Source organism: Streptomyces sp. NPDC101776, from assembly GCF_044766845.1.
Classification (GTDB): Bacteria; Actinomycetota; Actinomycetes; order Streptomycetales; family Streptomycetaceae; genus Streptomyces.
Window position 1 is genome coordinate 184285 of sequence record NZ_JBIWMV010000002.1, and the last position, 22295, is coordinate 206579.

Annotated in this window: 21 protein-coding genes and 1 tRNA gene; 15 read left to right on the forward strand and 7 right to left on the reverse strand. The window is 71.2% G+C overall.

What is annotated here, in order from left to right:
- Positions 1-182 precede the first annotated feature (182 nt).
- The 5 genes from ACIRRY_RS06590 (at position 183) to ACIRRY_RS06610 (ending at position 3261) form a co-directional block, all read left to right on the forward strand.
- On the forward strand, positions 183-473 hold the full coding sequence (locus ACIRRY_RS06590) for a hypothetical protein (protein WP_360078174.1): 291 nt from the start codon (positions 183-185) through the stop codon (positions 471-473).
- Between the two features lie 127 nt (positions 474-600).
- The gene (locus tag ACIRRY_RS06595) at positions 601-1098 is read left to right on the forward strand and encodes a DUF5949 family protein (protein ID WP_403968660.1); all 498 of its coding nucleotides are present in this window, start codon (positions 601-603) and stop codon (positions 1096-1098) included.
- 216 nt (positions 1099-1314) lie between these two features.
- Positions 1315-1830, forward strand: a complete 516-nt coding sequence (locus tag ACIRRY_RS06600) for a hypothetical protein (RefSeq protein ID WP_403968662.1) — start codon at positions 1315-1317, stop codon at positions 1828-1830.
- A gap of 137 nt (positions 1831-1967) precedes the next feature.
- On the forward strand, positions 1968-2411 hold the full coding sequence (locus ACIRRY_RS06605) for a tyrosinase family oxidase copper chaperone (RefSeq protein WP_403968664.1): 444 nt from the start codon (positions 1968-1970) through the stop codon (positions 2409-2411).
- The gene (locus tag ACIRRY_RS06610) at positions 2395-3261 is read left to right on the forward strand and encodes a tyrosinase family protein (protein WP_403968666.1); all 867 of its coding nucleotides are present in this window, start codon (positions 2395-2397) and stop codon (positions 3259-3261) included. Before ACIRRY_RS06605 ends, ACIRRY_RS06610 begins: the two co-directional genes overlap by 17 nt.
- 94 nt (positions 3262-3355) lie before the next feature.
- Here ACIRRY_RS06610 and ACIRRY_RS06615 read toward each other — a convergent pair whose 3' ends face one another.
- On the reverse strand, positions 3356-3658 hold the full coding sequence (locus ACIRRY_RS06615; RefSeq protein ID WP_403968668.1) for a chaplin: 303 nt from the start codon (positions 3656-3658) through the stop codon (positions 3356-3358).
- 196 nt (positions 3659-3854) lie between these two features.
- Between ACIRRY_RS06615 and ACIRRY_RS06620 the strand changes: the two genes are divergently transcribed.
- Entirely contained in the window at positions 3855-4397 is a 543-nt protein-coding gene (locus ACIRRY_RS06620) for a DUF2087 domain-containing protein (RefSeq protein WP_403968669.1), read from the forward strand.
- Positions 4398-4462: 65 nt separating this feature from the next.
- Here the strand turns inward: ACIRRY_RS06620 and ACIRRY_RS06625 are convergent, their stop codons facing one another.
- The 3 genes from ACIRRY_RS06625 to ACIRRY_RS06635 all read right to left on the reverse strand — a co-directional run bounded on the left by ACIRRY_RS06625 (position 4463) and on the right by ACIRRY_RS06635 (position 7304).
- Positions 4463-5422, reverse strand: coding sequence for a D-2-hydroxyacid dehydrogenase family protein (locus ACIRRY_RS06625; protein WP_403968671.1), 960 nt, complete (start codon positions 5420-5422; stop codon positions 4463-4465).
- A 58-nt stretch (positions 5423-5480) separates the two neighbouring features.
- Entirely contained in the window at positions 5481-7013 is a 1533-nt protein-coding gene (locus ACIRRY_RS06630) for an APC family permease (protein WP_403968673.1), read from the reverse strand.
- A gap of 215 nt (positions 7014-7228) precedes the next feature.
- Positions 7229-7304, reverse strand: a tRNA-Arg gene (locus ACIRRY_RS06635).
- 323 nt (positions 7305-7627) lie between these two features.
- Here ACIRRY_RS06635 and ACIRRY_RS06640 point away from each other — a divergent pair.
- From ACIRRY_RS06640 to ACIRRY_RS06675, 8 genes are all read left to right on the forward strand, one after another.
- Positions 7628-9235 (forward strand): dynamin family protein, encoded by a 1608-nt coding sequence (locus tag ACIRRY_RS06640; protein WP_403968675.1) that lies wholly within the window; start codon positions 7628-7630, stop codon positions 9233-9235.
- Positions 9236-9238: 3 nt separating this feature from the next.
- Complete coding sequence (locus tag ACIRRY_RS06645; protein ID WP_403968676.1) at positions 9239-11266, forward strand: GTPase; 2028 nt, start codon at positions 9239-9241, stop codon at positions 11264-11266.
- 176 nt (positions 11267-11442) lie between these two features.
- Positions 11443-11934 carry a single-stranded DNA-binding protein gene (locus ACIRRY_RS06650; protein WP_403968678.1) on the forward strand — a complete coding sequence of 164 codons (492 nt, stop codon included), beginning with the start codon at positions 11443-11445 and terminating at the stop codon, positions 11932-11934.
- 271 nt (positions 11935-12205) lie between these two features.
- On the forward strand, positions 12206-13618 hold the full coding sequence (locus ACIRRY_RS06655; protein WP_403968680.1) for a Cys-Gln thioester bond-forming surface protein: 1413 nt from the start codon (positions 12206-12208) through the stop codon (positions 13616-13618).
- Positions 13619-13692: 74 nt separating this feature from the next.
- Positions 13693-14313, forward strand: a complete 621-nt coding sequence (locus ACIRRY_RS06660) for a hypothetical protein (protein ID WP_403968682.1) — start codon at positions 13693-13695, stop codon at positions 14311-14313.
- 199 nt (positions 14314-14512) lie between these two features.
- Positions 14513-16177 carry an energy-dependent translational throttle protein EttA gene (ettA, locus tag ACIRRY_RS06665; RefSeq protein ID WP_200682299.1) on the forward strand — a complete coding sequence of 555 codons (1665 nt, stop codon included), beginning with the start codon at positions 14513-14515 and terminating at the stop codon, positions 16175-16177.
- Positions 16178-16182: 5 nt separating this feature from the next.
- Positions 16183-16596: an acyl-CoA thioesterase gene (locus tag ACIRRY_RS06670; protein ID WP_403968684.1), complete on the forward strand. Its 414-nt coding sequence runs from the start codon at positions 16183-16185 to the stop codon at positions 16594-16596.
- Positions 16593-17261 (forward strand): hypothetical protein, encoded by a 669-nt coding sequence (locus tag ACIRRY_RS06675; RefSeq protein WP_403968686.1) that lies wholly within the window; start codon positions 16593-16595, stop codon positions 17259-17261. The genes ACIRRY_RS06670 and ACIRRY_RS06675 overlap by 4 nt, the downstream gene beginning before the upstream one ends.
- Before the next feature lie 113 nt (positions 17262-17374).
- On the opposite strand, the gene ACIRRY_RS06680 is transcribed toward ACIRRY_RS06675, so the two are convergent.
- Positions 17375-17779, reverse strand: a complete 405-nt coding sequence (locus tag ACIRRY_RS06680) for a globin (RefSeq protein ID WP_403968688.1) — start codon at positions 17777-17779, stop codon at positions 17375-17377.
- Positions 17780-17877: 98 nt separating this feature from the next.
- On the opposite strand from ACIRRY_RS06680, the gene ACIRRY_RS06685 reads away from it, so the two are divergent.
- The gene (locus ACIRRY_RS06685) at positions 17878-18861 is read left to right on the forward strand and encodes a methyltransferase domain-containing protein (RefSeq protein WP_403968690.1); all 984 of its coding nucleotides are present in this window, start codon (positions 17878-17880) and stop codon (positions 18859-18861) included.
- Between the two features lie 12 nt (positions 18862-18873).
- On the opposite strand, the gene ACIRRY_RS06690 is transcribed toward ACIRRY_RS06685, so the two are convergent.
- On the reverse strand, positions 18874-20841 hold the full coding sequence (locus ACIRRY_RS06690) for an FHA domain-containing protein (protein WP_403968692.1): 1968 nt from the start codon (positions 20839-20841) through the stop codon (positions 18874-18876).
- Between the two features lie 60 nt (positions 20842-20901).
- Positions 20902-22248, reverse strand: coding sequence for a VWA domain-containing protein (locus tag ACIRRY_RS06695; RefSeq protein ID WP_403968694.1), 1347 nt, complete (start codon positions 22246-22248; stop codon positions 20902-20904).
- Between the last annotated feature and the right edge of the window lie 47 nt (positions 22249-22295).

Genomic DNA, 22295 nt, shown 5'->3' on the forward strand with positions numbered 1-22295 from the left:
GGCGGCCTTTTTCGCTGTACGGCCCTTTCGTATGAGGATGGGAAACGCCGATGAGACACCCGCTGCATTCGAGTGGGGCAGCAGAAACTTTCTGCGCACGGGGTTTCCGGCCAGGCCGGAACTCGTTACACACGGCGACAGAATTCCCTCTGGTGACATGAGTTGCCGAAGAAAGGAACGCGATGAAGTCCCTGAAGGCTGCCGCTGTCGTTGCCGGGTCGCTCGCCATCGCCGGTGCCGCCGCGCCCGCGTTCGCCTACAGCCCCGCCGACGTGACGCCCACCAGCCTCACCGGCGCCGTCAACACCCTCACCAGTGGTCAGCTCCAGCCCGCCGACGTGATGCCGCTGCAGCACCAGTCGGACGCGCTCGACACCGAGAACAAGGGCTCCGCGCTCAACACCGTGAAGGGTGCGACCGCCGCGCTGAACCAGCACAACCCGCTGCTCGGCGGTCTGCCGCTGCAGGGCTGAGTCTCTCCGGTGGTGTTCGAGGGGCGTCGAGAGGCGTCCCTCGTTCGTGTGGCGGGTCGCCCGCGCCATCGGCCGGACGGGTGAGAAGGCGTCCGGTGGCCTTCCGGCCCGTCGATAAGGTCGCGCGGTGACCTCAACCTCAAGCGAAACGCGCCCCTTCCGCGTCGCCGACCTCGGCACCCTCGTCGTCCTGGCGTGGAGCGGCGAGGCCCCCGACGGGGACATGCCCTACCTCCTCGCCTACACCCTGGGCGACGCCGCGGACGGCCCCGAGGCCGCCACCGCCGCCGTGGAACGGCTGCTGACCGACAACGGGCTCCCGGTCGGCGGCAACGTCGTCGACGGCGCCACCAAGCCCAGCCTGCCGATCACCATGCTCGTCGAGGGCGGGCAGGCCGTCCTCAACATGCCGCAGCTCAACGCCCAGTGCGTGCCGCCGCCCGAGTGGATCGCGGCGGTCGGCGAACGCGGCTTCGCCTACCTCGTGTTCACCACCCGCCCGTGGCCCGAGGCCCGACCCGGCAAGCCCGTCACCCCCGAGGCGCTGGCCGAGTTCGCCGGTTCCGAGGACACCCTGAACGCCGCCGCGCACATCATCCTGCCCGCCCGCAGCCTGCGCGGCTGACGACCGGACAGCGGGCGGGAATTGTCGGTTCCGGCCCGCTGGCGGGAATTCGGGAAAACTGGAAAAGCTGACTACTACGGCACTCGGGGGAATCTTGAACTGTTGTCCTTCCCGGCCTCGTTACCCGGTCGGCACGCAGAGCCTCAGAACGTAGAGCTCGGCACGTAGAGCCTCAGCACGCAGAGCCTCCGAATTCCGAAAGGGACCGTACTCGAGATGAAGTCGACCACCCGAGGAACCATCGCCGCCGTCATCACGGCCGTGGCGGCCGCGGCCGGCGCCGCCGCCACCCCCGCCGCCGCGCTCGGCACGGTTCCCGTGCCCGTGCCGCTGGGGGGCGCGGAGAGCGCCCTCGGCATGGAACTCCCCAAGCTGGGCGGGGAGATCCCGGTGCCCATGCCGGGCTCGCCCGAGGGCCCGCGCTATGTCGAGGGCCGGCTCATCCCGGAGCACGCGCTGCCCCAACTCCCGGTCCACGGCGGCCTGCCCGGCATCGGCCTGCGCGCACCGCTGCCGCACGTCCTCGGCGACGGCTTCGACCACCTCGGCGTCACCACGCCCGCCTCCGACCTGCGCACGGTGGCCCCGGGCCTGGCCCTGGACGTCCCGCTGACCCCGCCCAACCCCGACAACTTCGGCCTCCCGGACCTGAAGGCGCCGCAGGTGGGCGTCCTGGCACCGGTCCTGCAGACCGTGCCGGGGGCGGACCTGGTGACGGGCGCCGGCCTGTAGGCCGTAGCCACCAGTGGACAAGGGCCCGGGTCCGGCGACCCGGGCCCTTCCGCATGCCGGGGTGCTGCGGACGGTGACCGTGCGGGGTGTCGGACGGTTAGCCCCTCGAACGAGCCGGACGGACGAGGGAGTTGGCCATGAGTGTGAGCGTCGGTGGAGTGTCCGTGGGCCGGGATTCGGCGAGACCGGGACCGGTGCGCAGAACGCGGCGGGAGGCGCTGCGCGGGGTGTTCGGAGCCGCCCTCGCCGTGGCCCTGGTGCCCGTCGTCGCGGCCTCCCGGCCCACCCGCTCCGGCGAGGACCCCGGGGACACCGCCTTCGACGAGACGTACCGGGGCCGCCGTATCCGAGGTGTCCTCAGGGACGGCTGGCAGGTGACGGTCGACGGCAGGCCGCTGCATCTCATGCGCCGCGCCGACGGCACCTGGCTGAGCATGGTCGACCACTACCGCTCGTATCCCACCGCGCTGGAGGCGACCCGCGCGGCCGTCGACGAGCTGAGCCCCGGGCGTGAACTGCGCGAGGCGGACGGCTCGATGAGGCAGATGCACATGGGGGGAGACCATGGCGTACACGCGTAAGGACGTCAGCACACTCACGGCCGCCGAGAAGCGGCGGTTCGTGGCCGCGATGCTGGAGGTCAAACGGCGGGGCGAGTACGACGAGTTCGTGCGCACCCACATCGAGTACTTCGTGCCCGACGGGGAGTACGGACTGCGCTCCGCGCACATGGCGCCCTCCTTCCTGCCCTGGCACCGGCAGTTCCTGCTGGACCTGGAGCGGGCGCTGCGCAAGGTCGACTCCTCGGTGACGGTGCCCTATTGGGACTGGACGCGGGACCGCGGCGCGACCGCCCTGCCCTGGACCAAGGACCTGCTCGGCGGCACCGGGCGCCGCTCGGACCACCAGGTGACGACCGGGCCGTTCGCCTACGCGGCGGGCAAGTGGAAGATCACGGAGAACATCACCGACGAGCCGTACCTCACCCGGGACCTGGGCCGCGCCGGCGCCCCGATCGCGCTGCCTACGAAAAGCGATCTCGACGGGGCGCTCGCCGACCCCGTCTACGACATCCCGCCCTGGGACTCGACCTGCCGCACCGGGTTCCGCAACCGGCTCGAAGGGTGGGGCACCGGGTCGGGCAGCGCGTCCTGGCGCAACCACAACCGGGTCCACAAGTGGGTCGGGGGCGTGATGCTCGGCGGCGCCTCCGTCAACGACCCGGTGTTCTGGCTGCACCACGCGTTCATCGACCTCCAGTGGACGCGCTGGCAGAACAGGCACCGCGGCGCCCGCTACCTCCCGGCGAAGCCGCCGGGGCCGGGCGACGACCAGGAGGGGCGGATCGTGGCACGGCAGCAGCGGATGCCGCCGTGGGACGTGACACCGGAGCAGTTGGAGGACGTCGGCGGCGTCTATCGCTACGCCTGACCGGCGGGCGCGGAGAGTTGGGAGACACGGGGAGAGCCCCGGCGCCTGAGGTGCCGGGGCTCTTCGCGTACGTCCGTCCGCGCGTGCGGTCGGATCAGTGGCCGTAGCCGTTGTCGCCGTAGCCGCCCGGGCCGGGGTGACCGCCCTTGCCGTGGCCGCTCACGTTGGCGCAGGTGTTGCCGAAGGCCGGGTTCAGCAGGCCGATCACGTTGATGGTGTTGCCGCAGACGTTGACCGGGATGTGGACCGGGACCTGCACGACGTTGCCCGACAGGACGCCGGGCGAACCGACGGCCGCACCCTGCGCGCCCGCGTCCGCCATGGCCAGGCCGGCGCCGCCGAGCGCCACAGCACCCGTGCCGAGGGCGACCACGGCCGCCTTCGCGATGCGAGACATCACGTTCTCCTTTGGTTCGAGGAGTGCGACGGCAGGACTCGCCACCGCACTTCGAGTTCAACGCGGCGGCGCATGGCTGGTAACGGCGACAGCGCCGCGATCACCTTTTTGAACAGGACTTCGAGCGCCGGGCGCGGACGTTCGACGGCCGGAAATTCGGTGCCCCGGGCGGGTGGGTGTCCACTAACCTCCCGGCATGGCAACCGACCAACTGTTCCGTCTGTTCGCCGAGCAGAACCGGGTGCGTGCCTTCGCGGCGGTGGCCCTGGGCGCGGAGACCTCCGAGCAGGTCGCCGAGGTGGCGGGCCTGACCCCGAAGGGCACGGCCGTCGCCTTGCTCAAGCTGCGCGAACAGGGCGTGCTGAAGACCATGGACGACGGCGAACTGCGCGTCGACTACGACCTGTTCAGGAAGCTCGCGCGGCAGGGCGAGGAGCCCGCCGACGAGAGCCCGGTCACCGGCGACGAACACACCGACATGATCCTGCGCACCTTCGTCCGGAGCGGCCGGCTGGTCCGCCTCCCGGCCCAGTGGGCCCGCAAGCAGGTGGTGCTCCAGTACATCGCCGAGCAGACCTTCGCCCCCGGCGTCGAGTACCCCGAGCGGATCGTCAACGAGAAGCTGCGCGCCTGGTGCGAGGACGGGGAGGTCGACCATGTGACGCTCCGCCGGTACCTGGTGGACCTGCGCCATCTGCGCCGCAGCGAGGGCGTCTACCGGCGCCTCACGGAGGCGTGACCGCCGTCCGGTTCCACGGCAACTGCCGTATGGGCGACCGGTTTTGGGGCGGCGGCCAGCGGGGCCTACGGCAGCTGTCGTACGGGTGAACCCGCCAGGTAGGTCTGGATGTTCTCGACGGCCTGGCCGTAGTACGTCGTGTAGTTGGCGTGCGACACATAGCCGAGGTGGGGGGTCGCGAGCAGGCGGGGTGCCGTGCGGACCGGGTGGTCGGCGGGGAGGGGTTCGAGGTCGAAGACGTCGAGTCCGGCGCCGGCGATACGGCCCTCCTGGAGGGCGGCGAGCAGGGCGTCCTGGTCGACGATCGCCGCGCGCGAGGTGTTGATCAGGTACGCGGTGGGCTTGAGGAGGGCGAGTTCGGCGGGGCCGAGGAGACCGCGGGTGCGGTCGCCGAGGGCGAGGTGGACCGACACGAAGTCGCCGTCCGCGAGCAACTCCTCCTTGGACGCGGCGAGTTGTACGCCGATCTCGTCCGCGCGCTCCTTCGTGAGGTGCTCGCTCCACGCGGTGACGCGCATGCCGAAGGCCAGGCCGATGCGGGCGACCCGGCTGCCGATCCTGCCGAGGCCGAGCAGTCCGAGGGCGCGGCCGTGCAGGTCGGCGCCGACTGTTTGCTGCCAAGGGCCGCCCGCGCGCAGGGAGTTGCTCTCCTCGACGATGCCGCGGGCCAGGCCCAGCAGCAGGGCCCAGGTCAGTTCGACGGGCGGGGCCGAGGAGCTGGCCGTACCGCACACGGTGACGCCGTGCGCCTCGGCGGCGGCGTAGTCGATGACCGTGTTGCGCATGCCGGAGGCGATCAGCAGCCTCAGCCGGGGGAGTCGTGCGAACAGCGAGGCGGGGAAGGGGACGCGCTCGCGCAGGGTGACGACGATGTCGGCGGTGGCGAGGGCGGCGGCCAACTCGCCCTCGTCGTCGAGGTGTTCACGCAGGCTCACGACCTCCACGGTGTCCTCGACGAGCGACCAGTCGGCGAGTTCGGTCGCCACGTTCTGATAGTCGTCGAGGACAACACAGCGCAGGGGCACGGCGGTTCGGTTCCTTCGGTCGGGTCCGGGATCGCTACTCCCTCCGAACGCTACTTCTTCACTTCTTCGCGAGGGAGATCGCCCTGCGGGTCGGGCGGCCCAGGGCCCAGAAGAGGACGCCGAGAAGGATGAAGGCGGCGAGCGGTACGGCCTCCGTGAGGAGGTACTGCCAGCGCTCGGCGTGGGTCCAGCCGTCCGGGAGGTAGTTGGCGCCGAACCACTGGTCGCCGAGTCCGGGGGCGATCAACTGCACGCTGGCGAACAGGATGAGCACGGTGAGGACCACGCTGATGGTGCGGGGGAAGGGCGCCTTGTAGGGGCGGGGGACGTCCGGGGCCTTGCGGCGCAGTACCGCGAGGGCCGGGAAGATGCCCAGGTAGCTGATGAGCGTGGTGGAGATGGCGAGGCCGAGGACGGCGCCGAAGAGCTTGGCCGCGCTGCCGTGGGTGAGCTGGTGGGCCAGGACCAGGACCAGGGTGGAGACCAGCCCGCTGAGGATGTTGACCCGGACCGGTGTCCCGAACCGGCTGGAGATGACGCCGAGGAAGCGGGGCGCGGCGCCGTCGTAGCCGGAGACGGCGAGGGCGCGGTCGGAGCCCATGACCCAGGTGACGCCCGAGGACAGCACCGTGAGGATGAAAAGGACCGCCGCGATGTCCCCGAGGACCGTGCCGGCGCCGCTGCTGGTGACCGTGCCGTCGGCGGCCACGTCGCCGCCGTAGACGGTGAAGACCTGGCGGATCGCGTCGAGGAAGCCGCCGAGGCCGGTGATGGCCTTGACCGGCAGGACGAGCAGGATGCCGAGGATGGGGAGGGCGTAGAGGAGTACGGAGAGGGCGGCGCTGCGGAAGATCGCGAACGGGACGTCCTTCTGGGCGTCGGTCATCTCGTCGCCGGCGGTGTTGGGCAGTTCGAAGCCGACGTAGTTGAACATCAGCACGGGCACGAGGCCGACGAAGCCCACGTACGTCGGTGAGAAGTCGCCGGGGCCGAAGCCGTGCAGGCCGTGCTGGATGCCGTAGACGACGACCGTGATGGTGAACAGGCCGAGCAGGACGAAGCGGCTCCAGGCGCCGATGGTGGGGATCCACTTGCCGACGTCGAAGGAGAGGATCGCGGCGAGGACGCCCACCCAGATGAAGACGAGGGCGAAGACGTAGAAGGCCGGGGTGCTCAGGTCCTTGCCGTCGTTGAAGAAGGTGGTGAAGGCCGTGACGGCGGAGACGGCGAGGGTGCCGCCGAGCCACACCGGGTTGGTGATCCAGTACAGGAAGTTGTTGACGGCGCCCGCGAGGCGGCCGAAGGCCCGGCTGGTCCAGATGTAGGGGCCGCCCTCCTCGGGGAACGCGGCGCCGAGCTCGGCGGTCAGCAGCGCGGAGGGGATGAAGAACACCGCGGCCAGCACGATGAGCCAGGTGAACGCCTCGGCGCCGGAGGAGGCGACCGTGCCGATGGTGTCGACGCCGACGATCGTGCAGAGGAGGAAGAAGAGGATGTCGAAACGGCCGAAGTGCTTGCGCAGCTTCTGCCGCTCCGATTGGGCCGATGCCGACGTCCCGGCCGGCTCGGAAGCGATCTGACCAGCGGCCACGGGGGCTCCTGCGGGGGTGCGGAGGGGCGGGATTCGGCCAATGATCCGATGCCCTCACAAAAGCCCACAAGTGTTCGGACACAAGTCTTGACCATTACGTATCCACTCGGACGTAACGGAAATCGTGCCGAAACATGGCGGCCTGTTCGGCGCGCGAAAAAGGGGCCGACGCCGCGGCGTTCCGCTCGCGGTTCGGTGCTGGGGAAGAAGGGTGGTGGCGCCCCCGGCAGGACTCGAACCTGCGGCCAAGCGCTTAGAAGGCGCCTGCTCTATCCACTGAGCTACGGGGGCCGGGTGTGGTGGCCTCGGTCGTGGTGTGCCCCGGTGTGAGCCGGGCCGTGACGGTGCCGGGGACAAGGATAGGGCTCCCGGGTCCTTGTCCCTGTTGCTTCCCCTCCGTGGCTCGATGTGGAGGTTCGGTGAAGCGGTCCTGATAATCGCAGGCAGGTACGAATCGTGCATCGCTTTTGGTGTCCGGCGCCACGGGTGTTGTGCACTCGTTATGCCTGGACTGTGCCCTTGCCCCAGTCATCCCTTCCGTCCGTTGTGTTCCGTCGGCGCGCAGGCATGCGCATATGCTTCAGAATTCCCCCAAAATTGGGCATTCTTCACATGTGGTGACCTTGGACGTACGGCCTCAGCTGCTCGACGCACTCTCCGCCCTGCGCGACCGTGTCGCCGCCGCACGCTTCCCGCTGCCCCTGGCGGGGGCTCCACGCGCGCGTGCCAATCGCGACGAACTGCTCGCCCAGCTCGACGACTATCTGGTGCCCCGCCTGAAAGAGCCCGAAGCACCCCTGCTGGCGGTGGTCGGCGGTTCCACCGGGGCGGGGAAGTCCACCCTCGTCAACTCCCTTGTGGGACGCCGGGTCAGCGAGGCCGGCGTGCTGCGGCCGACGACCCGTACACCGGTGCTGGTCTGCCACCCGGAGGACCATCACTGGTTCAGCGGGATGCGGGTCCTGCCCGACCTCACGCGCGTGTGGGTGCCCCATCAGGACCCGGGGGACGAGTTGCTCCTCCCCGGTGAGGACGGCATGCGCGTGCTGCGGATCGAGACCGCCGACACCCTCCCGCGCGGAGTCGCCCTCCTGGACGCGCCCGACATCGACTCCCTGGTGGCCGACAACCGGGTGCTGGCCGCCGAACTGATCTGCGCCGCCGACATCTGGGTCATGGTCACCACCGCCGCCCGCTACGCCGACGCCGTGCCCTGGCATCTGCTGCGCACCGCCAAGGAGCACAACGCGACCCTGGTCACCGTGCTCGACCGGGTGCCCCACCAGGTGGTGTCCGAGGTGTCCCGACAGTACGGCGCCCTGCTCGCCAAGGCCGGCCTCGGGGACGTGCCCCGCTTCACGGTGCCCGAACTGCCCGAATCCGCCTGGGGCGGTGGGCTGCTTCCGGCCAGTGCCGTGGCGACACTACGGAGTTGGCTCGTGCAGCAGGTCCAGGACCCGGGCGCCCGGCACCGGGCGATGGCCCGCACGGCCTACGGCGTCCTCGACTCGCTCAAGTCGCGGATGCCCGAACTCGCCAGCGCCGCCGCCGCCCAGTACGCCGCCGCGCTCCGGCTCACCGCCGCCGTCGACGGGGCGTACGACAGCGAGCACGCGCGTGTGCGGGGGCGGTTGCAGGCCGGGGCCGTGCTCGCCGGGGACGCGTTGAAGCGCTGGCGCGCCTTCCCGCTCGACTGTTCCGCGGGTGAACTCCTCGACGCCCTCGCGGAGAGCCTCGCCGCCCTGCTGCTGTGCGGCGTCACGGCCGCCGACGAGCGCGTCGACGACGCCTGGCGGCGCGAACCGGCCGCAGGCGCCCCCGAACTCACCGACCGCGACGCCTCGTTGGAGAGCGCGGAGCACCGGATCGGGATGGCCGTACGACGCTGGCGGCGCGAACTGGAGGAGTACGCCGAGGAGGAGGTCGCCGACCTCGACCGGAGCGTCGCGCCCGATCCCGAGGTGGTCGCCGCCCTGGTCGCCACCGCGCTGCTGGGCGGGCGCAGGGCGCGGTCCGCGGGCGAGGGGCTCGCCGAACGGATCGGTGCCCACGGCGCGTTGCGGCTGCGCGACCGCGCCGGGCGACTGCTCAACGACCACCTGGACCGGGTCGTGCACACCGAGCGCGAACGACGGCTCGCCCCGCTCGACGCCCTCGACGTGCACCCCGAACCCCAGGCCGAACTCATCGCCGCGCTGTCCGTACTGCAGAAGGAGAGGTGACCGGTGACTGCCGTCACTGACCAGGACCACACGGACGAGATGGATCACGCCGATCACACCGACCGTGCCCAGCACGCCGATGCCTCCCCTGTAGAGGGCGGTTCAGTGGAAACCTTCGGAAACCGTCCCCCCGTAGAGGACGTGCCGGACGCGCAGAACGCGGCGGAAGCGGGTGACCTGGAGGACGTCGACGACCACGCGCGCGTGCCGGCCGACACCTCTGGTCGTACGGAGTCCAAGGCGGCCGCGGGTCCGACGAACCTCACGGACCCCACCGACCCCGAGGAAGCGACGGGCTCCTGGGACGACGGGCTGATCGCGCGGCGGGTCAACGAGACCACCGCCGCGCAGCAGGCCGCCGCCGTGGAGATCAGGGCCTCCCGCGCGCAGGCGGCGCACACCGCGCACGCCGTGCAAGCCGCGCACGTCCCCGCCCCGTTGGCGTACGACGGGCCGCTACGGTCCCGTCTCGACGCGCTGCGGGAACTCGTGGGGCTCTCCCGCACCCGGCTCGACAGCGGGACCCTCGCGGAGGCGGGGCGGGTGCTGGACGAGGCCGCCGCGCGGCGCAGGCTCTCCGGGCAGCACACCGTGGTCGCCATCGCGGGCGCCACCGGCAGCGGCAAGTCGCAGCTCTTCAACGCGCTCGCCGGAGTGCCCATTTCGGAGACGGGCGTACGACGGCCCACCACCGCCGCGCCCATCGCGTGCAGCTGGAGTGACGGCGCGGCCACCCTCATCGACCGGATCGGCATCCCGGGACGGCTGCGCCGACGCCCGCTGCAGAGCGCCGAGATGGAGGCCCAGTTGCGCGGGCTCGTCCTGATCGACCTGCCCGACCACGACTCGGCGGCCGTCGCGCACCGCGAACAGGTGGACCGGGTGCTCGCGCTCGTCGACGCGGTCATCTGGGTCGTCGACCCGGAGAAGTACGCCGACGCGATCCTCCACGAGCGCTATCTGCGGCCGATGGCGGGCCACGCGGAGGTCATGTTCGTCGTCCTCAACCAGATCGACCGGCTCCCCGGGGAGGCCGCCGACCAGGTCCTCGACGATCTGCGGCGACTGCTCGACGAGGACGGGATCGCCCTGGGGGAGTACGGCGAACCCGGCGCGACCGTGCTCTCCCTGTCGGCGCTCACCGGGGACGGCATCCCCGAACTGCGCGAAGTTCTGGGCCAGTTCGTGGCGGATCGTGGAGCTGCCGCACGGCGAATTTCAGCCGATGTCGACGCGGCGGCCTGGCGGCTGCGCCCCGTCTACGCGACCGGGCGGCGCACCGGGCTCAGCGAGGAGGCGCGGGACGAGTTCGCCGCGCGGCTCGCGGACTCCGTGGGCGCGACCGCGGCGGGCGAGGCGGCCGAACGCGCCTGGCTGCGCAACGCCAACCGGGCCTGTGGCACGCCCTGGCTGCGGCTGTGGCGCTGGTACAACGACCGGCGCGAGCCGACCACCGGCCGACTGCCGATCCGCGCGCAGGCGGACGAGGAGGCCACGGCACGCCAGCGCGTCGAACAGGCGGTCCGTACGGTCGCCGACCGGGCCTCCGGCGGGCTGCCGACGCCGTGGGCGCAGGCGGTGCGGGAGGCGGCCGTACGCGGGTCGCAGGGGTTGCCCGAGGCGCTGGACGAGCTGGCGGCGCGGGCCGGGCTGCCGGTGGGACGGCCGCCGCGGCCGGGGTGGTGGCCGGCGGCCGTGCTGGCGCAGGCGTCCATGACGATCCTCCAAGTCGTCGGCGGGATCTGGCTGTTGGGCCAGATCATCGGGTTCATGGCGCCGAACCTGGGGGTGCCGGTGCTGCTGATGGTGGCCGGCATCATCGGCGGCCCGCTCGTCGAGTGGAGCTGTCGGATGGCGGCCCGCGGCCCCGCCCGGCGCTACGGCCTCGACGCCGAGCGGCGACTGCGGGAGGCCGCGGCGGGCTGTGGACGGGCGCGGGTGCTCGATCCGCTGGCCGCGGAGCTGCTGCGGTACCGGGAGGTGCGGGAGCAGTACGCGCGGGTCACGGGGGCGGGCGTCGGGGCCGGGTGAACTTCGGTCCGAACGTCGTTCCCTCGTGCGGGTGACGAGGTTTTCCACAGGTGGGCGGTGGTCCACAGCGCTCGGCGGGCCCGGCTCGGCGGAGGCAGTCTGACTGCAGCCGTACGGGACGGGCCCGTACGCGTTTCCGCCCGGCCCCGCGGGGCCGGGTCAGGGAGGGACACGCGATGAACGAGACGATGGTGTGCGCGGTCGGGAACGTGGCGACCCAGCCGATCTACCGGGACCTGGCGGCGGGGCCGTCGGTGCGCTTCCGGCTGGCGGTGACCGCGCGCTACTTCGACCGCGAGAAGAGTGTGTGGACGGCCGGCCACACCAGCTTCTTCACGGTGTGGGCCAACCGCCAACTGGCCACGAACGTGGCGGCGTCGCTGTCGGTCGGCGACCCGATCGTCGTCCAGGGCCGGCTGAAGGTGCGCACGGAGGTACGCGAGGGACAGCCGAACTGGTCCTCGGCGGACATCGACGCCGTGGCGATCGGCCACGACCTGGCGCGCGGCACCTCGGCCTTCCGCCGGGCCAACAGGCAGGAGACGACGGCCTCCCCACCTCGGTCCGAGCCCAACTGGGAGACGCAGGGCGGGGATTCGGCCGTGGATTCGTCCGCCGATTCGGCGCCCTCCGACCAACAGCTCGCGGAGTCGCTCGCGGTGACGTGATGTCAGTGAATGCCCCGAGCTGATCGAACTGCGGCTTATCGATGAATGCGCTCCGAAAGACCCGGTGGATTTGTCGATAAGCCCTGCTCGCAAGCGATCTTGGCGATAACGATTCCGAGTCGGATCGGTTATCGGACGACCCGACCGGAGATCGTGGTCCGCCCGCGTCCCTAGGATGCCGGGCATAGCTCGGGCACAGCTCCCGGCGTTATTGATTCTGCTGGTGGGACCGCACCCCCACGTCGACGGGTCCTGCTCGAAGGGGAATTCCGTGTCATCTGCGTTGTCAGTTTTCTCCGCGCTGTCCCTGCGCGGCCGAGGCGCCGTGCGCCTCGTCGCCGCGACCTGGGCGTGCGGACTCGTCGCCGCCGGAGTGCTGGCCGGTGCCGGCCCTGCCGTCGCCGACGAGACACCGCAGAGCCAGGGCGGGGCGACGGCGACGATAGGCGGGCTCAAGACGTACGGCGCCGCCGTGATCCACGACGGCAGCGGCGATGTCCAGGTCTCCGCGGGCCTGTTCGAGATGTCCGTGGACGGCGGCGGCACCCTCCAGACGTACTGCGTCGATCTCCGCAACCCCACCCAGCGGGACGCCAAGTACCACGAGACCGCGTGGAGCGGCACCTCGCTGGGCGCCAACAAGAGCGCGGGCAGGATCCGTTGGATCCTCCAGCACTCCTACCCGCAGGTGAACGACCTCGCGGCGCTCTCCGCGAAGGCCGGCACCAAGGGCCTGACCGAGAGCGACGCGGCGGCCGGTACGCAGGTGGCCATCTGGCGCTACTCGGACGGCGCCGACGTCGACGCGGTCGACCCGCAGGCCGAGAAGCTCGCGGACTACCTGGAGAAGAGCGCGCGCAACGCGGCGGAGCCGAAGGCCTCGCTGACCCTCGACCCGCCGGCCGTGTCCGGGCACCCCGGCGAGCGGCTCGGACCGGTGACGGTGCACACGAACGCGAGCGGGGTGACGGTGACACCGCCCGCGGACGCCGCCACGAGCGGAGTGCGGATCGTCGACAAGGACGGCAAGGTCGTGACGTCCGCGGCGGACGGCAGCCAGGTCTTCTTCGACGTGCCCGAGGACGCGGCGGCCGGGTCGGCCGAGCTGACCGTCCAGGCCTCCACCACCGTGCCCGTCGGCCGGGCCTTCACCTCCGAGAGCAGAAGCCAGACACAGATCCTCGCCGGTTCCAGCGAGTCGACGGTCTCCGCCGCCGCGAGCGCGAACTGGGCGGAGACCGGTGCCATACCGGCACTGTCGGCGCAGAAGAACTGTGCCGAGAGCGGCGTGGACATCACCGCGGCCAACCAGGGCGACGCGACGTTCACCTTCGACCTGCTCGGCGTCGAGCACGGCATCGACGCCGGGAAGTCCGCGACGGTGACGATCCCGCTCCAGGAGGACCAGGCGTACGACTTCACGATCACGGCGCCGAACGGCTACGAGAAGCGGTTCACCGGGGTCCTCGACTGCCGGACGCAGAGCGACGCGGGCGGCACCGTGACGCAGACGCTCAGCGAGCCGAGCCCCGCGACGGTGGGCGGCACCACCGTCGACACCAACCTCGCCGAGACGGGCGGCTCCGGCATCACCCCGATGATCACGGTCCTCGCCCTCGGCCTGGTCGGCATCGGCGCCACGACCCTCGTCCTCCTGCGGGACCGCAAGCCCGGCCAGGGCTGAGGAAACACCGACGGCGTGGCGGTTCCCCGGCTTCTCGGCGCAACTGTCGGGGTGTTCGGGGAGTCGTAACCGCCATGACCGGAGCACGAATTGAGCACGGCGTCGGGTTGTCGCCCGGTGCCTTCACCGCGGCGGGCGTCGGGACCCTGGCTCTCGCGGCCCTGGCGGGCTGGAGCGACCTGCTGCTGGTCGTGCGGGGGCACGTGGTCCCCGGCTGGGTGCTGAGCGGGGTTCTCGTGGTGCTCGCGCTCGTCCTGTGGGGGACCTTCTACCGGGCGGCCCGCAGGGCGGAGGCCGCGCGGCTCCCGGGGGCGCGGCGAGCCGGGTGGGTGCCGCCGTTGAGCGCGCTGCTGATCGGCGTGGCGGCGTTCGGCGTCGCGTGGAAGGCGGTGGACGACCTGGGCTCGGACGCGCGGTACTACGTCCTGCGCCCCACGGGACCGGGCGGCTGCACGGCCGTAGTGCGGGAGACGTCGTTCCTCATGATCGGCAACGGCGAGGCGTACGCGGTCGGACGCACCGGCATGGCCTGGGGCGAGGCGGGCTCCTGGGTGGTCGACGACGGGTACCGGCCCGTCGCCGGCGGCACGTACGAGTTGAGCTGGGAGCGGGACGGCGGGGTGCTGCGCGTCAGCGGCACGACCGGCAATCCCGTTGTCAGCGGCGGACAAGCCGACATCGACTGCGGGTGGTGAGGCCGACGGCGACCGCGAGGAGGTCGACTGACTGTAGGTGGTGATCCGAGTGCTGAAAGTAACCGTCGACTTCCGGTCGTGTCCGCCGAACTCCCAGCTCACAGCCCCCCGCCCCAACGCGTTTCCCCCGAGGGGCAGGGGTCAGGCAGTATGGGTTACATCTGCCCACTCCAGATTTCAAGCTGCCGGACGGTTTCTCTTGGCTGAGTACATCTACACCATGCGCAAGACGCGCAAGGCGCACGGCGACAAGGTCATCCTTGACGACGTGACGCTGAGCTTCCTGCCCGGCGCGAAGATCGGTGTGGTCGGACCTAACGGTGCCGGTAAGTCCACCGTTCTCAAGATCATGGCGGGCCTTGAGCAGCCCTCGAACGGCGACGCGTTCCTGACGCCAGGTTTCAGTGTCGGCATCCTCATGCAGGAGCCGGAGCTGGACGAGACCAAGACGGTCCTGGAGAACGTCCAGGACGGCGCAGCCGAGATCATGGGGAAGCTCAACCGCTTCAACGAGGTCGCCGAGCTGATGGCGACCGACTACTCGGACGCCCTGATGGACGAGATGGGCAAGCTCCAGGAAGACCTCGACCACGCCAACGCCTGGGACCTCGACGGGCAGTTGGAGCAGGCCATGGACGCGCTGGGCTGCCCGCCCGGCGACTGGCCGGTCGTCAACCTCTCCGGCGGTGAGAAGCGCCGCGTCGCGCTCTGCAAGCTGCTGATCGAGGCCCCGGACCTGCTCCTCCTCGACGAGCCCACCAACCACCTCGACGCCGAGTCGGTGAACTGGCTGGAGCAGCACCTCCAGAAGTACGCGGGCGCCGTCGTCGCCGTGACTCACGACCGGTACTTCCTGAACAACGTCGCCGAGTGGATCCTCGAACTGGACCGCGGCCGCGCGATTCCCTACGAGGGCAACTACTCCACGTACCTCGAAAAGAAGTCCACCCGCCTCAAGGTCGAGGGCCGCAAGGACGAGAAGCGCCAGAAGCGGCTCAAGGAGGAGTTGGAGTGGGTTCGCTCCAACGCCAAGGGCCGTCAGACCAAGTCCAAGGCGCGCCTCGCCCGTTACGAGGAGATGGCGGCCGAGGCCGACAAGATGCGGAAGCTGGACTTCGAGGAGATCCAGATCCCGCCGGGCCCGCGTCTGGGCTCGATCGTCGTCGAGGTCCAGAGCCTTTCCAAGGCGTTCGGCGACAAGGTTCTCATCGACGACCTGAGCTTCACGCTGCCGCGTAACGGCATCGTCGGGGTCATCGGTCCCAACGGCGCGGGCAAGACCACGCTGTTCAAGATGATCCAGGGCCTTGAGACCCCGGACTCCGGCTCCATCAAGGTCGGCGACACCGTCAAGATCAGTTACGTCGACCAGAGCCGCGCCAACATCGACCCCAAGAAGTCGCTGTGGGCCGTCGTCTCCGACGAGCTCGACTACATCAACGTCGGCCAGGTCGAGATGCCGTCGCGGGCCTATGTGTCCGCCTTCGGCTTCAAGGGCCCGGACCAGCAGAAGCCGGCCGGTGTCCTCTCCGGTGGTGAGCGCAACCGCCTGAACCTGGCGCTGACCCTCAAGGAGGGCGGCAACCTGCTGCTCCTCGACGAGCCCACCAACGACCTCGACGTGGAGACCCTGTCGTCGCTGGAGAACGCGCTGCTCGAGTTTCCCGGTGCGGCCGTGGTCATCTCCCACGACCGCTGGTTCCTGGACCGGGTCGCGACGCACATCCTCGCGTACGAGGGCGAGTCGAAGTGGTACTGGTTCGAGGGCAACTTCGAGTCGTACGAGAAGAACAAGGTCGAGCGACTCGGCGCGGACGCGGCCCGTCCGCACCGCGCCACCTACAAGAAGCTGACCCGGGGCTGATCTTCTTGCGCCACATCTACCGTTGCCCACTGCGCTGGGCGGACATGGACGCGTACGGCCACGTCAACAACGTGGTCTTCCTCCGCTACCTGGAGGAAGCCCGTATCGACTTCCTGTTCCGCCCGGAGAAGGACTTCAAGCAGGGCTCGGTGGTGTCGCGCCACGAGATCGACTACAAACGCCAGCTCGTCCACCGGCACACCCCGGTGGACATCGAGCTGTGGATCACCGAGATCAGGGCGGCGTCCTTCACCATCACCTACGAGGTGAAGGACGGCGACCAGATCTACGTCCGGGCCTCCACGGTCGTCGTGCCGTTCGACTTCGAGACGCAGCGACCGCGCCGGATCACCGCCGAGGAACGGGAGTTCCTGGAGGAATACCGGGACGACGACGAGGACGAGGCCGTCGCCGCATGACGGTCCTCCACCTCGCCGACGAAGGGGAGGCGGCGGACCTCGCGGCCTTCCTCTCCCGGCTGATCCACTACGACCGCGCCGCCGCCGTCCGCCTCCAGGCGGCCGGCACGGCCCTCGCGGTCTTCGGCCGCCCGCCGTCCTTCGAGGTCCTCGCCATCCGCGCGGTGCGCCTGGCGAAGCCGTACGAGGACGGTCTCGACGTCACGCTCGACGTGACCGTCTCCGCCGGTGAACTCCTGGAATCCCTCGACGAGTCGGCGGCCACGGCCGGGGTGCCGACCGCCGTGACCGGCCCGCCGTGGGCCGGGGTGCTGCCCCCGCGCGGCGGCTGGACCCCCGAGTCCGGACTGCCGGGCCCGCAGGCACTGCGCGGGATGATCGCGGCCGGAGTCGCCGAATTCCGGTCCCGTACGCAGGAGTTGGCACCCGAGGGCCGCACACGCGGCGAACTCGACCGCATCGGGCGGGAGATCTGGTCCCGCACGGTCGGCGAGACCTCGCTGCCGGTGCGGGCGATCCACGCGGCCCAGTCGCTCGGATTCCTGCGCCCCGGCGGCGAGTCGGGCCTCTTCTCGTCCGGAGCGTGGCTGCGGCTGCGCACGCCGTACGGCTCGATCGCCGTACGCAGGGCGGGACTTGGCGCACTCGGCGTCAGCGTGCGCTGAGCGCGCCGTTCAACTCCCCGCGCGGCAGGTCGAACTTCCCGCGCCCGTCGAACTCCCCGCGCGGCAGGTCGAACTTCCCGCGCCCGTCCAACTCCCCGTACGGCAAAGGACGTTCAGCCCGCCGTGTTCACCATCGACGCGGCGGCGTACGTCAGGTAGTTCCACAGCGTGTGCTCGTGTTCCTCGGACAGGCCGAGTTCGTCGACGGCGACGCGCATGTGCTTCAGCCAGGCGTCGTGCGCGGCCTGGTCGACCTGGAAGGGCGCGTGGCGCATCCGCAGGCGCGGGTGGCCGCGGTTGTCGCTGTACGTCGTCGGGCCGCCCCAGTACTGCATCAGGAACAGCGCGAAGCGTTCCTCGGCCGGGCCCAGGTCCTCCTCCGGGTACATCGCCCTCAGCAGCGGATCCTGGGCGACGCCCTCGTAGAAACGGTGCACGAGCCGACGGAAGGTCTCCTCCCCGCCGACCTGCTCGTAGAAGGTCTGCTCCTGAAGCGTGCCGCGCCGAATCTCTTTCACGCTCCCATGGTCTCAGACCGGGTGGCGGAGGACTTCAGGCTTAGGACCGCTCCCCGGGACCGCTCGCCTCCCGGCCCCCGCCGCAGGACAGTGGACGTATGAGCGCGCACGCTCTCGACAAGGACCTGCACGCCGTGGCCGTCTCCGCGCGGGCGGAACTGGTGCGGGCGATCGGCCTGAGCGGAGCCTGGGACACGGACCCCGGATGGCGGGCGGTGTTCGCGGCGGTGCCTCGGCATCTGTTCGTGCCGTACTACTACGTCGGTGTCCCGGACGGAGACGGGCGCGGGCGTGGGCACGAGCGGCTGTGGCGGGGGAGTACCGACCCGGGAGCGCGGGAGCGCTGGCTGCGCGGGGTGTACGCCGACGTACCGCTCGCCACGCGGCTGCGGGACGGCGAGCTGGTGTCGTCCAGCAGTCAACCCTCGCTGATGGCAAGGATGTTGGCCGAACTGCGGGTGACGGACGGCGACCGGGTGCTGGAGATCGGCGCGGGCACCGGCTACAACGCGGCGCTGCTCGCCCACCGGCTCGGCGACGACCTGGTGACCACCGTCGACCTGGAACCGGAGATCACCGAGTCCGCGCGCACCCACCTCGCCGACGCCGGGTACCGCCCGGCCGTCGTCACCGGCGACGGCACCCGCGGGGTCCCCGGACACGGCCCCTACGACCGGATCGTCGCGACCTGCGCCCTGACGACGGTCCCGCGCGCCTGGATCGCCCAGTGCCGCCCCGGCGCCCGCGTCCTGGCCCCGCTGGCCACCGGCCTGATCGCGCTCACCGTCCGCGACCCGACGCACGCCGAGGGCACCTTCCTGGACACGGCCGCGTACTTCGTGCCCCTGCGCGGCACCGGGCCCACCACGCCGAGCGAGATCCCGCACCGCCCCGGCGACCCCGAACCACTCCGCTTCCTGCTGACCCTCACCCACGGCACCCTCGCCCCGCAGGACGCCCGCGAACTGTGGGAGCGCGAGGGAAGGCCAGGACGCGAGCGCTACGGCGTCACGGTCGCCGGTGCCCGGGTGTGGGCATGGCTGGACGCTCCGGAGGGGCCGTACACCTGGCCTCTGCGGTGACGGGTCCTGATCTCAGCCGCGCCGGACCGTGATCGTCGTCCACGCCCCGACATGCACCCGGTCCCCGTCCTGCAACGGCACCGGCACGAAGGGCTGGATCGGCTCCTCGCCGTTGTTGACCGTCGTACCGTTCGTCGAGTTCTGGTCGACGACCGCCCAGCTGCCGTCCGGCTGCTGGACCAGGACCGCGTGCTGGTGCGAGACTCCCGGGTCCTCCGGCGGCACCGACAGGTCGATGTCGGGGGACTCGCCGGTGGAGTGCCGGCGGCGGCCGATGGTGATCTGGTTGCCGGTGAGCCGGCGCTGCTGCTCGGGGGAGTACGCGGGCAGGTTGAGACCCGCGGCCTCCGGGCCCGAGCGCTGCATCATCGCCATGAAGTACTCGCGGTCCGGGCCGATCGTCGCCATCCACGTCGTCGGCTGCTGCTGGTACGCCTGACGCTGCGGGGGCGGGGCCTGGGTGGCGCCGGGCTGCGGATAGCCGTAGCCGCCACCGCCCTGACCGGGACCACCAGGACCGCCGGGGCCACCGGGACCGCCCGGGGAGCCGGGGGTCGGCGGGGAGATCACCCAGTCGTCGTCACCCCCGCCGAAGGACGGGCCGCCCTGCTGCGGACGGTTCGTCTCCTGCGGGAATCCGGGTGGGGCCGGCGGAGCGGACTGCTGGAACGCCTGCGGGGCGCCGCTCGTCCGGCCGGGACCCGCGGTCGGGTTCGGTCCGGGCGGCGGCGGGCCCGGCCGCGAGGGGTCGGGGCCGAAGTTCGGGGGACCCTGCGGGTTCGAGGGCTCGTTGCCGAACGGTCCGGGCGGACCCTGCCGCTCACCGCCGAAGGCACCGGGTCGGCCGCCGCCGAACTCGCCCTGACCGCCGCGCTCGTTGCCGAACTGGCCGCCGGGACCCGTGGACTGGTCGTTGCCGAACGAACCGGGTCGGCTGGAGGACTCGTTGCCGAAGGGCGGGGGCGGGCCGGAGGGATCGTTGCCGAACGGCCGCGGCGGGCCGGACGGGTCGTTGCTGCCGAAGGGCGGGGGAGAGCCGCCCTGGCGCTCACCACCGAAGCCCTGCGCGCGGCCGGGGCCGCCGGGCCCGCCTTGCCGCTCGTTGCCGAAACCTTGCGAGCCGGGACCACCGGGACCCTCGGGCCCGCCCTGCCGCTCGTTGCCGAAGCCCTGTGCGCCGGGTCCACCAGGACCGCCCTGCCCACCGGGACCGCCTTGGCGTTCGCCGCCGAAGCCCTGCGCGCCCTGGCCACCGGGACTGCCAGGTCCACCGGGTCCGCCCGGACGCTCACTGCCGAAGCCCTGCGCCCCCGGACCACCGGGACCACCGGGGCGTTCACCGCCGAACCCCTGCGAGCCGGGTCCACCAGGACCGCCGGGCCCACCTTGCCGCTCGTTGCCGAAGCCCTGTGCGCCGGGTCCACCGGGACCGCCCTGCCCACCAGGCCCACCTTGACGTTCGCCGACGAAGCCACCGGGACCGTTCGGCCCACCGGGCCCACCAGGTCCCCCGGGTCCTCCAGACCCCCCGGATCCACCCGGCCCACCAGGCCGTCCCGTCGCTTCGCCGCCGAACGGCGGTATCGGCTCGGCCGGCCGGTTCATCTGTGACGGGCGCGAGCCCTGGTACTCGTAGGGGTCACCGCCGAACGTCGGACCGGGCGGCGGCTGCTGTTGGAAGCGGGCCGCCGGGCTCGGGCCGGGAGACGCGGGGCGCGGCGCGGCCGGGGTGTACGAGGTCGCCGTGTTCGTGAGGAAGTTCCACCGGCACTCCTCGCAGAACGGCGCACCGCCCTCACGGGGCGTACGGCACTGCGGGCAGAGCTCCGCCTCGGCGTTCGGGCGCGCGGGCGGCGGGAAGCCGTAGCCGCCGCCCGGAGGCGGGGGAGGGGGCGGGGGTACGGCACCGGCCATGCGGTGACCGCAGACCTCGCACCAGTCGTCGGAACCCGACTGGTGTCCGTTCGGGCAGGTCGGCATGTCGGCGCGTCCCCCTTTCTCACAGGGTCGTTCTAGGTCTCGCGAAGTTTTCCGGCTAGGTCACTTCTTTACACGAACAGTCTTTGTGGACCGTGTCTCGAGAGTCATCTCGTCGGCCTCCGCGACCTTCGCCTTCAGTCGCACAGTACCCGCCGCGGCATCGACCACGTCCACCACCTTCGCAAGCAGTTTCGCAGTATCCGCGTTTCCGGAGACGCTGGCGAGCTGAACGGCCCGTCCCAGTTTGGCCGTTGCTCCATCGACATCACCCGATTTGCGGAGATCGAGCCCTTGTTGGATGGCTTGTGCCAGTTCGGCCTGGCCGGTGTAGTGCGCGACCTGCGGATTGATGGACGTCGATGCCACCATGTCGTCGGTCCACACGGCCTTCACCAGCCCCTGGGCGCCCAGGTTTTGAGTACTTCCGTCGGGCTGCGGGACGACCAGCGAGACCCGGGCGGCGAGCATTTCCTGGCCGATCCCGGCCTCGGGGACCTCGACGCACACGTGGTAGTCACGGGACTCGTCTCCCCAGGACCCGGTGGGGTAGTCCCCGGCGCGCGGGCCCGACTCGGTGCGACGGTCGGTCAACTCCTCGACCCGGGGCGCGACTTGCTTGACGAACTTGATGGCCGTGCCCACCGGCGTCCACAGCCGCAGCGCGACGTCCGCGACCTCCTTGCCCATCGCCGTCTCCATCATCTTCGTGAAGTCGGCGGCGAGGTTCGCCGGGTCGGCGACGATGTCGGCGGTGCCGAGCAGCGCGGAGGCGATGCCTGTGACTTCTTTCACTTCCCAGTCGGTGCCGACACCGCGGGCGTCACAGGTGAAACGTCCGGCGCAGGAGTCGATCGCGGCCTTCAGATCCTCCGGCGCCTCGTGCTCGTTGCGGCCGTCGGTGAGCACGATGCCGTGCCGGATGGAGACGTCCGCGGAGGACAGCAGCCGGTCGGCGAGGCGCAGCCAGGTGCCGATCGCGGTGCCGCCGCCCGCGCTCAGCTTGCGCAGCGCCTGCTTGGCCTGGTCGCGGGTCCGGGAGTCGGCGACCGCGAGCGCGCCGCCGCCCGGATAGACCTCCTTGGCGACATGCGTGCCGCCGATCACCGCGAAGTGCACCCCGTCCCGCAGGGTGTCGATCGCGGCGGCCGTGGCGTCGCGGGCGTTGCGCATCTTGGTCGGCGGGTAGTCCATCGATCCCGAACAGTCGACCATGATCGCCACGGCCGCGTCCGGGCCCTGCCCGGCCGAGTACAGGTGGGGCGCCGCGACCGGGCTCCCGATCGTGCCGCCGCCGGTCGAGGTCACCGTGACGATCGCGTTGACCTCACGCCCGCCCTCCGGCAGGTACTCGTTCTGGTACACGTCGACCGAGAACTGTGGCACGTTCGACTTCGAGAAATTGGCCATGACTGCTCTGATCCCCCTCAAATACCCCACCTGGATGGGGCGATGAC